Source organism: Gordonia phthalatica (genome assembly GCF_001305675.1).
Taxonomy (GTDB): Bacteria; Actinomycetota; Actinomycetes; order Mycobacteriales; family Mycobacteriaceae; genus Gordonia; species Gordonia phthalatica.
The window spans coordinates 4,298,620-4,312,431 of record NZ_CP011853.1 but is presented as its reverse complement, the minus strand read 5'-3'; the positions used below and the strand labels follow the sequence as shown (position 1 = coordinate 4,312,431).

The 13,812-nt window shown below is 62.3% G+C and carries 8 protein-coding genes, 2 pseudogenes and 1 other annotated feature; of the genes and pseudogenes, 8 read left to right on the top strand and 2 right to left on the bottom strand.

The genetic code is table 11. The features are described 5' to 3' along the window. Window positions 1-260 precede the first annotated feature (260 nt). Complete coding sequence (locus ACH46_RS20190) at window positions 261-1,079, bottom strand: hypothetical protein (RefSeq protein WP_006896694.1); 819 nt, start codon at window positions 1,077-1,079, stop codon at window positions 261-263. Window positions 1,080-1,634: 555 nt separating this feature from the next. Here ACH46_RS20190 and ACH46_RS21745 point away from each other — a divergent pair. From ACH46_RS21745 to ACH46_RS20160, 8 genes and pseudogenes are all read left to right on the top strand, one after another. After that, on the top strand, window positions 1,635-1,979 hold the full coding sequence (locus ACH46_RS21745; protein ID WP_226995696.1) for a hypothetical protein: 345 nt from the start codon (window positions 1,635-1,637) through the stop codon (window positions 1,977-1,979). Between the two features lie 377 nt (window positions 1,980-2,356). Then, entirely contained in the window at window positions 2,357-4,171 is a 1,815-nt protein-coding gene (locus ACH46_RS20175; protein WP_020173033.1) for a DDE-type integrase/transposase/recombinase, read from the top strand. An 83-nt stretch (window positions 4,172-4,254) separates the two neighbouring features. Then, the gene (locus ACH46_RS20170; protein ID WP_223259049.1) at window positions 4,255-5,226 is read left to right on the top strand and encodes a TniB family NTP-binding protein; all 972 of its coding nucleotides are present in this window, start codon (window positions 4,255-4,257) and stop codon (window positions 5,224-5,226) included. Continuing rightward, window positions 5,226-5,549, top strand: a pseudogene (locus ACH46_RS21740) (TniQ family protein); the annotation flags it as partial. The gene ACH46_RS20170 and the pseudogene ACH46_RS21740, both read left to right, overlap by 1 nt. Before the next feature lie 528 nt (window positions 5,550-6,077). Beyond that, on the top strand, window positions 6,078-6,788 hold the full coding sequence (locus ACH46_RS21735; protein WP_223291355.1) for a hypothetical protein: 711 nt from the start codon (window positions 6,078-6,080) through the stop codon (window positions 6,786-6,788). Window positions 6,789-6,851: 63 nt separating this feature from the next. Continuing rightward, window positions 6,852-7,229: pseudogene (locus ACH46_RS21730) on the top strand (TniQ family protein); the annotation flags it as partial. 1,442 nt (window positions 7,230-8,671) lie between these two features. After that, entirely contained in the window at window positions 8,672-12,082 is a 3,411-nt protein-coding gene (locus tag ACH46_RS20165) for a helicase-related protein (protein WP_006896687.1), read from the top strand. Then, on the top strand, window positions 12,082-12,483 hold the full coding sequence (locus ACH46_RS20160; RefSeq protein WP_006896686.1) for a hypothetical protein: 402 nt from the start codon (window positions 12,082-12,084) through the stop codon (window positions 12,481-12,483). Before ACH46_RS20165 ends, ACH46_RS20160 begins: the two co-directional genes overlap by 1 nt. 15 nt (window positions 12,484-12,498) lie before the next feature. Here the strand turns inward: ACH46_RS20160 and ACH46_RS20155 are convergent. Beyond that, window positions 12,499-13,745 (bottom strand): IS3 family transposase gene (locus ACH46_RS20155; RefSeq protein ID WP_223291304.1). Its coding sequence is split into 2 segments (ribosomal slippage): window positions 12,499-13,460 and window positions 13,460-13,745, totalling 1,248 coding nucleotides; the frame shifts between segments, so codons are not numbered across the junction. Next, window positions 13,339-13,467: a sequence feature (AL1L pseudoknot), on the bottom strand. It overlaps the preceding gene by 129 nt. Window positions 13,746-13,812: the final 67 nt, after the last annotated feature.

The window sequence follows — 13,812 nt, the reverse complement described above, 5'->3', positions numbered from 1 at the left end:
GAGATGCAGCGAAGATTAGCAAGGTGGTCCCGCTTGTTTAACAAGCCTGATCACGGCGTAAGAATCGCCCTGACTAGGGCAAACATGGTCAGGCGAGCGTTGCCCGTAGCCCGCGTTTCGGTATGATTTCCTGCTAATTTTGCCGGGGAATCTATTCCTGGAAATCGCCGAGTGCGCGGGTGAAACCGGGCGACGAAGGGGCTGAAGTGACCGGCGGCTGGCGGCAGGCTATCGGCGATTGGCTTGTGGGATGAGCTCGTCTAATTCGCAGATGACGTTGGTGCTGGTTTTGGGGATGTGCTCGGCGGATTCGACGCTTGCTCGGTGACTCCGTGACCGGGCTTGGTCAGCGGAAGGGTTGCGAGGTGCTTCTGGAGCCGCTTCGACATCGGCATGAACGTGACGAAGGTCAGGCTTCCCGAGACAACCGCGCCTACCAGCGGCACGACCTTGGCTGCGCTCTTGGCGAAGACCTGCTTGGTCATCTGAATGCCCAGGAGCCCTGCAACCTTCTTGACCACCGGATATATCGCACCCTTGGTGAGAGCCTTCTGCGGCAGCTTCCTGGCCACTTCACTTGCGATCAACTTCGAGACTTGCGCCACGCCGGCCTGGGCCGCGTTCACGCCAAACATCACGCCGATGAACAGCGTGAGCATGCTTTCGGTCGCGGAGTCCATTCCGTCGGCGCTGTCGTCGAAGAGCTCCGGCCAGCTGTAGATGTAGGCGAGCTTCTGGACGACGCGAAGAAGGTGCCCATAGTACTGCGCGATATCAGCCGGGACCGTGCCGATCGCTGCGAGGCCTCCAGGGATGCCGGCTGCCGTGGAAAGTGTCGTCACCTTGCCGGTCTCGAACTTGATCACGCTGTTGGCGATCTTGTCGATCACTTGAGGTGTTACGCCTGCTTCGGCCGGTGTTGTGGCGATAGCGAGTTTGATCTGCTCGTCGGTGCAGTATCGCTTCAGCTCTCTGCGGAGGAAGGCCTCCCGGTTGATCTGCACACCCGGCAGCTGAGCCGATGCCTGCAGCGTCTGCTCGAACTTCGTCGACGGAGCGACCTGATTGCCTTTGGCCATGGGAGCAACCTATCGCAGCCTTCCGACACGGACCGCTGATGGGGCGAAGGAGACGTCGGCCTATCACCCGAAATGCCTCGCTGACCGATTGTCGACTTGCTCCCTTAGTAGCCCTTCGACCTCGATTTCTTGCTAGATTTGGTGCTAATTCCTGCGGAAGCGGAGGTGTCACTTGACCGAGAGTTCCCGCGCGGCGGTGACGTGGCGGTTCCGATTCGCTGGCGACAAGGTGTCCCGCGTGTTGAACTGGCGGTCCGACGGTCCGCCGGATCTCGCACGTGTAGTTCCGATTCGCAAGCCTCGATCCTCGGAACGTCACCGGCACATACCTGTCACTGCGTATTCACTGACCATGCGCGACCACCTAGAACTCGAGTCGGGCCTCGAGCATGACCTCTTGCGACGCCTGGACCGGCTCAACGATATCGTCGCGCTGATACCGCAACCGTGTCAGCTGAAGCGGGGCGGATCGTCCTCGGCGAAAAACACGCCCGACTTACTCAGCCTTGACGACACCGGGCGGTAACGCTCTGGAATGCACGCCTGCCGCACAAGATGGACGACAAATTCAAGCTTCAGGTCGCAATGGTCGAGGCCGCCTGCGCGAATGTGGGATGGCGTCACGAGGTATTCAACGGACTCGACCGCGTAGAACGCCTAAACCTTCTGTGGCTGCACGGCTACCGCCGAAGGCCTTCCTGGTATGACCAGGTGGCTGGCGAGATCGGGAAGGAAGCAAGTAACGACGCCGCGACTCTGGGCTCCCTATTTCGTCTGGATACCGGAAACGGGGAGGCCATCGCCGTGGTCTGGCACATGGTCTGGTCCGGTGAGCTGGATACCAACCTCTCGAAGCGATTGACGATGGAAACGCCAGTGCGCGCGGGACTGGTGGCGTAGTGGACACAAGTCGCACAGTGGTTGAGGTCGGTGGCCGACTTCTGACTGAGTGGGGAACCGGTCTGGTGACAGCGGTATCAGCGGCCGGCGTAGACCTCCGCACCAGCGTCGGCGATTCCTTGCACGTCGATTGGCCCGAACTCGCAGAGGTGCGAGTCGTGGTCGATGGCGATGTAGCGCCAATCAGACCGGCGCTCCGCCCGTACTGGGATGGCCTGTCTGAGGAAACGCGCCGAGCCGCCCTCGACAAACTTGAAATCGTGCATGAGATACTGACCGGCTACCGGGACGGTCACGCCGAACTCGCGCGCGATGGCGAACCGCGCCCACCCTTCGGCGAAGGCTTCGGCGTCTCCGAGGCGGCGCGCTGTCGCGCGATGGCGGTCGCGTTGCAGCAAGAAGCTGTGGGAGATCGTGCCCTACAACGCCGCATCGCGAACGGTGAGATCAAGCGATCGGCTCCGGTCGACAGCACCATCCGCAACTGGGTGCGTGCATGGAAACGCGACGGACTACTCGGGCTCCTCGATGCCAGATCCCTGCGTCGCGAACAGACGTGGGAGCGAATCGATGAGCGCTATCGGACTGTTGCTGAGTTGGTCTTCGCCACCCTGGACGGAGATCGGGCGGACGCCAACATCAGCGAGCTTGATCGGCGGATCAAGGTTGAGCTCAAGCGTGCAGGGCACGTGGATGTCTCCACGCCGCAGCGTCTGACGGCAGAGTATCTCGCGCACCTCAAACGGGGCGCGGGCGCAACAACCCGCACCCAGAGAAGCCGGTCGCTACAGCGCGTGTCGGGCAAAGAGCACTTCCCCGCAATCAGGCCTGGGCAAATAGTCGCCATCGACGCCACGAGGGCGGACAACCTCGTATACGACCCGCTTCTCGGGCGACCCTTCAGCGTCGAAATCCTCACTGCAATCGACGTCGCCACCAGAGTGGTCCTCGCACTGCGCGTGGTGCCGAAGAGCGCCGATGGAATCGATGCCGGGCTACTTCTCTACGACATCTGCCGCCCGTTCTCGATGATGGTGGAGGGCACCACCATCAGTCACTGGCGCTGGGCCGGTTTGCCCCAAGTCGTCGACGCTTCTGATGTCGCGGTCAACGTTGGGCGCAGAAGTGTTGCACCCGATTTCACTACGCTTCAAGGAGAGCACCACATCCCTGGCGTCATGCCGGACGCGATCCGCGCCGACCACGGTTCGATCTTCGTGTCCGATCACTTCCGCGCGATTCTGCGCGACTTCGGGATTGACTTGTTGCTCAGTCGCGGGAAGAAGCCAACGGACAACCCCCACGTTGAACGCTGGCACGAGACGCTACAACGGGCCGTTCAACAGCTCCCCGGCTACAAAGGTCGCAATACCTCGGAGCGCGGTCGATTGGTCGCCGAGGAGGCATTGGTCACGGCCGCCGAACTGGAAGAACACCTTCGGCGATTCGTCGCCTTGGACTACCACCGGTCGTGGCACACAGGCTTGGTTATCGGTGGTGAGCCCACCGCTCGCACCAGTCCTTTGGAGCTCTGGGACATCATGCTCGACGTCACCGGCCGTATCGACGTACCGCAGCGTGCAGACATGATCTATCAGATGCTTCCGGTCAAGTGGGGCACAGTCGGAGTCGCAGGTGTCGAGTTTGCTGAGATGGTCTACGACGGCAAGCTGCTCGATGATTTTCGGAATGTCGCACGGGGCCAGTTCAGGGACGACGACAACAAGGTTCCCTTTCTTGTCGACCCGCACGACTTGTCGAGCATCTGGTTCCCGCACCCCGAGACCGGCCGTGTACGCCCCGTTGCGTGGCGAGGATCTTTCTTCACTGACGCGCCGATGACCGATACGATCGTTCAGGCTGTTAGGCGGCGCGTCCGCGAACGCGGCGGCAACCACATTCTGAGTCGGGGCTCAGCGCAGCGGCAGATCCTCGACGAGCTCACGGAACTCACCTCTGGGCCCGTTCCAACTGACTGGACTGCCAAACTGTCAGCCGCGCACCGCAGAGTTGAACAATCGCGCAAAGACCACGAAGAAGCTCAGGCAGCCCAAGGTGCAACCCGCGACGAAGCCACTCAGTCGGGCGGCAACGAAGCACGCACCAAGACGCCCCATACCGATTCACCCCAGGACGACGTTCCCTTGGACATCCTCGACGTCCCGTGGCCGACGATGCGGGCCGACTCCTGATGGACTCTCTCGCTTGGCATTTGGCTTGCACCAAAACGGAGTTGCCAGAACCACCTCTGTACACGTCGGCTGGTTGGGACAGGATGACATCCGAGGACCGCTCGCGGGCGGTCGATGCGCTGCGTCAATGGATGAATGGACTCTACGTCGAAACGGCCGAGACCCGCGCAGTCGCAGACCGACTCACTGAGATCGTGCAGGAGAATTCTGAAACGGGCCCCGGTGCGAAGGCAATAGCGTCGGTCACAGGCGCAAGCACGCTCGGGAAGAGCACGGCGGTCCGCCGCTGGGCCACAAGGAAATACGTGGAATGGATCGTAGGCGCACCGAAAGGCCCTGCAGAACTGCCCACGTGGAACCCTCAGCCAACGATCGACGCAGACCTATGCCCCGTCGTTTGGGTCAACCTGCAATCTGGCTCGATGGTCAAAGGATTCAACTCCCAAGTCCTTGACTTCTTCCGCTTATCCGCCAGCGGCGCCGCCCACCAGACGTCAACCGCCGCGGTCAGGGCATTGGCACGCCACGGCGTGCGCACCCTTCTCATCGACGACTTCCATCTACTGCGTACCAACTGGAAGGGCGGCCGGGAGGTCCTCGATCACGTGAAGTACATGAACACCGAGCTCGGCGAATTCAACGCCAGCTTAATTCTGGTTGGGACAGACCTCGAATCCAGTGAAGCCATGAGCGATGCCCAGCTTATCGGCCGCCTCCAGCCAATGAGCTTCAGTCCTTACGGAATCGAGACTTCGGAGGAGCAACACGCGTGGCAGCAACTGCTCTACGGGCTGGAAGGTTATCTCCTTCCGCATCTCCCTCGGGCAAGCGAAGGGCTTCTCACTTCACAGCTCGCGGGGCCCATCTGGAAGCGATCTCAGGGCTACGTCGGTGACGCGACACGCCTCCTCCGCATTGCGACACTTGCAGCGATCGCCGACGGCACGCACACGATCAACCCAGAACACCTGAAGGAAGTCCGCCTCAGTAAACGAGCGCACGCAGCAGAGGCGGAAATCGATCTTCGGCGCCGCAGCAAGCAGAGCAGGGTGTGATGTCACCGGCAGACAACGGAAGGGGGCTATCCATGCGAGAGCCTCGTATCGGCTATCTGCCTGCTCGACCGATTCCAGCCGACGATGAATCGCTGGAGTCCTTCGTATTGCGCGCGGCGACGGCGAATTGCACCACCGTCACCAAGATCCTTGGTCGAAGTCAGTTATCGCGATCAGCGTCTGACTACGAGCCGATTCTGCGGCACCTGGCCACGCTGACGCGCCAGCCATTCTCGCGCATTTCGGCGATGACCCTTGATGACTGCCATAGTCGAGTGCTCGCGAAGGAAGGCTGGCTGGCAAGTGAGTGGGGTCAGCATTGCCGTTGCGCCCCAAACGGAGTGGCACGGCGAGAGTGGGCTTTGGCTCTGTCTCCGGTCTGCTTCTACTGCGGGCACCTCATCGGGATGCCCGGTAGTGGCACTGCGCAGTTGACCAGAGTTCCCAATCGGATTCTGTCGGTCTGCAAGGAGGTCTCGTCCGCTGCACACAGATCTACGACTGACTTCGATGCACTCGACCGACTTGAGTGTCTCCGTGCGGAACTACCCTCGGTGGCTCGTCGGCTCAGTCGAGGATCTGCACACTGGATCCCAGCTGATGCTCAGTTGGTGACCACTGCGACGGCAGATCTTGCGACGAGTCACGAGTCCGAGGAAGAGCTACCGCGATCTCCTGCCGTTCGTGCACTGGCCATCGCAATGGCCTGGGAAGAACAGCGAACGTGGCTGACACCACGAGTATCTCCACATCCACGTCCCACTCCTGTCCGACCAGAGAATTCTGAAATACCCGATTCGCAGGTCTTCACTCGACGGGTACTCCGCACAGGCGCGAAGACTGTCAAGACCATGCGGTTACCGAAGAGCTCAGTCCGCCATCCACGCGGCGAAGATCTGATGCGGCTGGCGCTTGGCCATACGCAATTGACGCTTGACCACATCCCAGGGATCTACCGGCAAGAAGGCGAACCGTTCGTGCTCGACCCCGCCCAGTGGTTGTGGCGTTCCAGAGTCGCGCTACTTCTCAGTCAATGTGTTCGGTTGCGCGATCATTGGAGCCTTGCCGACGAGCCGACCTACCGTCTGACGAAAGCTGGTAGCTACTCGATTTGCATAGGGGCGTGGCCGAAATGGACTCCGATCTTCCACCGCGAGAGCGACATTGCCCATGCGATGAATCTGGCGCGAGCTCTATGCCTCGACGAGCTCGTCAACTACCGTGAGCGCCGCGACGCGTTAAGACGGATTGAAGCCGCCCCGCCGGACCTGGTCGGCACCCTGCCCGCAGCCGCCCGGAACTTCGATGGCTGCGCCCGGCTCGCCGCATCTTGGATGTGGTTCGATGCAACCTGTGATAGCCCGCGTACATGGCCAGACGCCGAACACCTGAAAGCATTTGACGCTGCGCTCAACCCCGAAGGCCGTCTCATCCTCCGCAGTGCCGCCGAAGCGATCTGCGTCGCCGACGAAGATCTTGTGCGTCAGGTTGGGAGTGGAGACTTCGGTGTGGTGGATTCGGACCGAGTCTCAGAAGAGGACCGGACTCGTGTGGGCGCGTGACTTCCAGTCGCTCGCCCACTGCGGGCGCTACCAAACCGCGACGGCGATGGAGCCTCTGAGCTAATGCTCCCCGCTCGAGTTGCAATCGATCCACGCGAGTCGCTTGATTCGTACCTCGAGCGGATTGCACTTGTGAACGATCTGACGACCAAGAGTCTTGTCCGCATGCTCAAGGAGAACCGGGACGGATCGTCGGTCTCGACGGCTTTCATGCTGGTCCGGCCTAGCGATGAGCTCGTCGGCCGAATAGTGGATCTCACTGGGCTGGGGGCATCGGCCGTCGAGAATTCGACCTTGTTGCGTTACGACGGAGGCGCGCCACTCAACCTCGACGGCTTCGACCCGCTCGATCGGGCGAGCTACCGCGCCATCGTTTGCCAGGGGTGGTTCCCGCAGCATGGGACGCAACTATGCCCACTCTGCCTATCGCACGACGGAATCTGGCAGCTGTCGTGGAAGCTACCGGTGTCGACAGTGTGTCCCGACCACGGCGTCTACCTGGTCGCTGAGTGTTCAAGATGTAGCCGGCGCTTTCGAACGCGACACCACAGTCCGCTGCGTCCTCGGCTCGATGAACACCAGCCGTGCGGGAATCCGCTCGGATTCTCGGCTCCCTGCCGACACTCCATCCTGAGAGAGAAACCGACGGCTGCATCCGAAGGTGCAATTCGGACCGCAACACGGGTTACGGCCGCTATCCAAGGCGAAGAAACGAGCGTTCTCGATGGCGCTCTCGCGCCCCCCGCGTACCTCGCAGAAGTCCGAAACTTAACCACTCTTCTACTTCACCTCGCATCCCGGTCTCGCGCAAGGGGTTTCGTCGAATGGGCCGGAGATCTCCAAGCCGAAGCCGCTGGTCGCACAACTGAGCTTCGAGGGCCTCGGTGGGGTATTCAGCCGCCGACAAGTGCAGTCACCCGCGGTGAAGCACTGGCGGAGGCGGATGGGATTCTGTCCAGTCCGGAGAGTGCGGACGCCGTCGCACGGTTGGCCGAGTGGTTCGATCTGATCCCGGACGTCCCGGGCGGCCCGAGAGGATGGATCGTCAATCGCGCGGCAAAGAGTCCGGTGTTGAGCTGGCTGGTGGTCCAGGTGCTTTCAGCCCGCCGCCATGTCGGCCTGCAGATCGATCATCACGACGCGTTGATCGATCTGCCGCTGTCTGCGATCCCTCAACTCCTCGATGAGCACACCTACCGTCGTCATTTCGCTGGGATGCTGACAACGCAGGAAAGCACGGGGCGGCTGTACGCCTCCCTGTGTATTGCGCGCGCACAACGGCCAGGGTCGACGTGGTCCACTGCTGCAGCGAGTATCGAACTCGACCCGGACATTGGCAGACGGACATCGCGAGCGGCGAGCACGCGACTGGCCGCGAGTCCTTCAGAGATCGCGGCAGCCGCCAGCGCGGCAGCGAGGGAACTATCGCGTCGACGGGATTTTCGGGCGCTCGAGCGACGAGTCATCGAGCTCGCGAGTACGCCCGACACGTGGTTCACCGATTGGGCGCGGTCGGCGAGTCCGAGGAGGCGCGCGGCCGCACTCCCGTACGCGGTGACATGGATGTGGTGCGAGGTTGCTCAGGGGGGTTGGACACCAGCCCGGCGTGGCCGCCGCCGGTGACCCGACAATCGAAGGCGGCTTATCGGGTGTTTCGTGACACGCTTCCGGAGGAGTTGGGGCGAGCATTGCGCGAACTCGCCGATGGGAACTCGAGGTGACGGGCGTCGGGCGGCACCTCAGCGAAGTCTTCGACAGCTTCTCAGCAAGCGTTCGAAGGCCTGGCAATGCCACTCGGCTTGGTCTCGTTGAATTCCTGGCGATGGCGAACCTGTCAGTATCGGCGGGTAGCGTTCGAGGGCTGGCAATGAGGAGGTCCACGCGTGCAGCTTGAAGAGTTGAAGCCCGGTCTGCGAGTCGAGGGTCTCATTCCCGCAGAGGTGATCACTGTCATCGCTGCTCAATGGCATGGCACGGACGCACTCGCACTCACTTACCAGAACGGCTCAGGTGGACTTGGCCAACAGGTTGTGTTCCGCAAGGACCAGGACAACCTCAGCGTCGCCACCAGCGGTAGCCGCGCGTTTGACGCCACCGCCAGCGACTTCAAGCTCGTCGCCGAGGCCCAACGTATCTCGCTGGCCGGCCTTTTCGATCCAATGCTGGCCGTCGCCACGAGCGACGTGCAGCCGCTGCCGCACCAGATTCGCGCGGTGTACGGCGAACTCCTACCGCGGACCCCGCTTCGGTTCCTTCTCGCCGACGACCCCGGTGCCGGCAAGACGATCATGGCCGGCCTCTACATCAAGGAGCTGCTGCTCCGCGACGACGTCAAGCAGTGCCTGATCATCGCTCCCGGTGGACTGGTCGAGCAGTGGCAGGACGAACTGTTCTTCAAGTTTGGGCTGCGGTTCGACCTGCTGACCAACCAGCTCATCGATGCCAACATCAACCTCAACGTCTTCGAAACGAACCCACTCGTGATCGCACGCATGGATCAGCTCTCCCGCAACGAGGCACTCCAGGCCCAACTGAAGGAGACGGAGTGGGATCTGATCATCGTCGACGAGGCACACAGAATGGGAGCGCACTACTTCGGCGGGAAGCTGGAGAAGACCAAACGCTTCCTGCTGGGGGAGCTGCTCGGCCAAATTACCCGCCACCTCCTGCTGATGACCGCGACTCCACACTCGGGCAAGGAAGAGGACTTTCAGCTCTTCCTCACTTTGCTCGACCGCGATCGGTTCGAGGGCAAGCAGAAGAAGTCTGTCGACGTCACCGGAATCATGCGGCGCATGGTCAAGGAAGACCTGCTGACGTTCGAAGGTAAGAAGCTCTTCCCTGAACGCATCGCCGAAACTGTGCCCTACGAGTTGACCGAGCGGGAGAAGGGCCTCTACGAGGACGTCACTCGCTACGTCCGCGAGGGCATGAACCGTGCCGACAGGCTTGGCGGCAAGCGTAAGAACACTGTCGGATTCGCCCTGACTGTCCTTCAGCGCAGACTCGCCTCCAGCCCTGAGGCGATCTACAAGAGCCTCGTCCGCCGCACCGAACGGCTGGAGCGCAAGAAGACCGAGATCCTCAACGGCACCTACAAGGAACCCGACGACGTCATCGGCTCGGGCGACTTCGACGAAGATGAATACAACGCCGAAGAACTGGAGCAGCTTGAGGAAGACGTGATGGACGCGGCCACCGCCGCCCAGACCGTCGAGGAGCTCAACGCAGAACTTGTCGAACTCGCCGATCTGATTGCGACCGCCAAGAAGGTCCGCGAGGCTGGCACCGACCGCAAGTGGACCGAACTCTCCACGATCCTCCAGGACAATGCGCTGGTCACCGATTCGAACGGTTGGCCACGGAAGTTCATCATCTTCACCGAGCACCGCGACACCCTTGACTATCTCCAGTCCAAGATCGGCTCTTTGCTCGGCAAGCCCGACTCGGTCAAGGCGATCCACGGTGGCGTCCGCAGAGGTGAGCGGCGCGTGATCACCGAGGAGTTCACCAAGAACCGCGACGTCCAAATCCTCATCGCAACCGACGCCGCTGGAGAGGGGCTTAACCTTCAGGCCGCGCACCTGATGGTCAACTACGACCTGCCGTGGAACCCCAACCGCATCGAGCAACGCTTCGGCCGCATCCACCGCATCGGCCAAGAAGAGGTCTGCCGACTCTGGAACCTCGTAGCCTCCAACACCCGCGAGGGTGAAGTCTTCACCCGCCTGCTGGAGAAGCTCGACCAGATGCGTCAGACATACGGTGGCAAAGTCTTCGACGTCCTCGGCGAGGCGTTCACCGAGACCCCGCTGCGCAACCTCCTGCTCGATGCCATCCAGCACGGCGAGCGCCCCGACGTCAAGGCTAAAATGCATGAGGTCATCGACGCGTCGGTCGGGGATGGACTCAAGGATCTCCTCGACGAACGGGCATTGGCGTCGGAGAACCTGGCCGAGGCCGACCTGCATGCACTGCGCGCGGCAATGGACGAAGCACGCGCCCGCCGCCTTCAACCGCACTACATCGAGATGGCATTCAAGGCCGCCTTCGCCCGCCTCGGCGGCCGCATCGTGAGGCGCGAACAGGGTCGCTACGAGATCGCGAACGTGCCCCAGCAAATACGCGCCGCAGGCACAGGGCCGATCGCAACCAAGTACGACCGAGTCACGTTCGATCTTGGCAAGGTCCACGCCGACGAACTCAGCCGCGCCGACCTTCTCGCCCCGGATCATCCGCTGCACGACGCGGTCATGGACGAGTCCGTGCGACAGTTCGGTGGTTCCCTCAACCGAGGCACGATCTTGGTTTCCTCGACGCTGGAGGAGACACACCTGCTCGTCGGCGTGATCGAAGAGGTCGCCGACGCGACCGGAGAGTCCGTCGCACGCCGCTTCGGCTACGCATACGTCGACAGCTTCGGCACCGTGACGCCTGCCGGCCCCGCGCCCTACCTGGACTGCGTGGCGGCACCCGAGAACGCTGTCACCGATACAGCCCGCACCCTCCCGTGGCTGGCAGGTGCTGAAGACAAAACCACGAGCTGGATTATCGCCAACCAACTCCCCGACTACCTCGACGACGTTCAGCCGAGGCGCCTCGCGGAGTTGAGTAAGGCACGTGACCTGGTCATCAAGCGGCTCGAAGGTGAACGCGACCGCCTCATCCTCGATGCCGCCGTCGCGGCGGAAAAGGAACGCGCCGGTGAGAAACCGAAAGAATCATCGGAGAGCCTGAATCGTAAAGCCGTCGAACTCGACGCCCGTCTACGCAAGAGGCTCGCACTGCTTGACCACCAGCAGCTTATGTCGACCAAGCCACCACGCATCGTCACCGCAGCACTGGTGCTCCCCGTCGGGATACTGGAGACCGACCTACCCGCGACCGCGCCCATCCACGCGAAGGAGACCAAAGAGGTCGAACGCCGCGGTGTCGACTTGGTGATGGCCCGTGAACGTGAACTCGGACGCAAGCCCGTCGAGCAGGCCTTCAACAATCCCGGTTTCGACATCCTCTCCACAGACGCCAAAGGCGACACCTACCGCATCGAGGTCAAAGCGCGTATCGAAGGAGCGACCGACTTCTTCGTCACCCACAACGAGGTGATGGTTGGTAAGAACGCCGCCCCGCGTTACCGCCTCGCTCTCGTCCGCGTCGACCCGCGTGGCGCCCAGCACGACGAGGTCCGCTACCTCGACAACCCATTCGCCACCACCGACCTCGGTGACTTCAACGCCACCGGCATCCGAGGCGATTGGTCCAAGCAGTGGGCAAAAGGGAAGGCGCCGTTTTGATGGCATCCAAGTCCTCCCGAAAACGGCGGAACAAGAAGCGCCGCCAGGACGCTACTAAAGCCGGGCACGCCGACCAACACGTTCAGGTAGTGCTGGAGCGCGCCTTCGATACTGCTGGGTTGCTTTCAGACGTCTCGAAAGCGACCGACCCTGCAGCGGAGGTTGAGCGGCGCATCGATGATGCGGCGACGCAGTTCGTCGAGGGGTTCGCTGGCTACGACCCTCTGGGAACGCTTGAGGCCATTCGCATGATGACGTTGCCGTTCGCCCCGGCGGGCGTCTCGCCGCCCGCCAGCGCGCAGAGCGGCCCCGCTGTCGCAGAGGTCTTGGCCGTTGTGCTCCGGTGTGCGGAGTCAGAGATGGATTCCGGTGTCGAACCCAAGCGGGTCGATCAAGACTGAATCGCCCCGGGTTTGTCAGAGGCTCGCAAGTGCCGCGTCGGCGGGTACCGGTGCGGGGTGGTTGTGATGATAGGTGTCCTCGAGCTCGATGGGCGGGATCATGCCGATCTCGCCGTGCAATCGCCGGTGATTGAACCAGTCGATGTATTCCGCGGTCGCGATCTCGAGGTCGTCGATATTCTTCCAGGGCCCGCGGTTGCGGACCAGCTCGGCCTTGAACAGCGAGTTGAAGGCCTCGGCCAGGGCATTGTCGTATGAGTCGCCGGTGGAACCGACCGAGGCGGCCGCGCCAGCCTCGGCAAGACGCTCGGTGTAGCGGATGGCGACGTATTGAACGCCCTTGTCGCTGTGGTGCGTGAGCCCGGTGACCGACTGGCCTGCGCGATCGCGGGTCCAGATGCCCATCTCCAACGCGTCCAGCGCAAGGTCGGTCCGTAGCGACTTCGAGAGCTGCCAGCCGACCACGCGGCGAGAGAACACGTCGATGACGAACGCGGCATACACCCAGCCGACGAAGGTGCGGCAGTAGGTGATGTCCGCGACCCACAACTGGTTCGGAGCGGTTGCAGTGAAGTCGCGATCGACCAGGTCAGGCCGACTATCCGGGCCGCGACCGGAGATCGTGGTGCGCGGGCCCTTGGCTCGGCTAATCCCTCGTAACCCCGCAACGCGCATGAGCCGCTCGACCGTGCAGCGCGCGACGACGACGCCCTCGCGACGCAGTTGGGCGTGGACCTTCTTCGCCCCGTAGACGCCAAAGTTCGCCGAGTGGACGCGGTGGATCTCGATCAGCAGTTCCTCGTCGCGCAGTGCTCGCTTCGAGGGTGGTCGGGTCTTGAACGCGTAGTACGTGCTCGGCGCGATCTGCGTGCCCGCTGCGGTCAGCGTCCGACAGATCGGCTCGACGCCGAACTCATGCTTGTACTGGTCGATGTATTCCACGATCAACGCTGTGGGCGGTCGAGCTCCGCCGCGAAAAAAGCCGAGGCCGACCTCAGGATCGAGTTCGCCCTGCGCAGCTCACGCACTTCCTTCTCCAGCTCGACCAGGCGCTGGGACTCGCTGGTCGTGGTCCCGGGACGGTGCCCCTCGTCGACCTCGGCCTGCACAACCCAGTTCCTCAAAGTCTCGGGATTGATCCCCAGTTGCTCGCCCACACGGCGGAACGTGCCCGACCTCGTCGATGGATCGCGCCGTGACTGAACAGCCATCCTCGTGACTCTCTCCCGAAGCTCGTCGGGGTACTTCCTCGGTGCTGCCATGCTCCTCATCCTCCCGTGGATTCAGAGCCTCCACCAGACCCGGGGCGATTCACCCTTCAGCAGTACC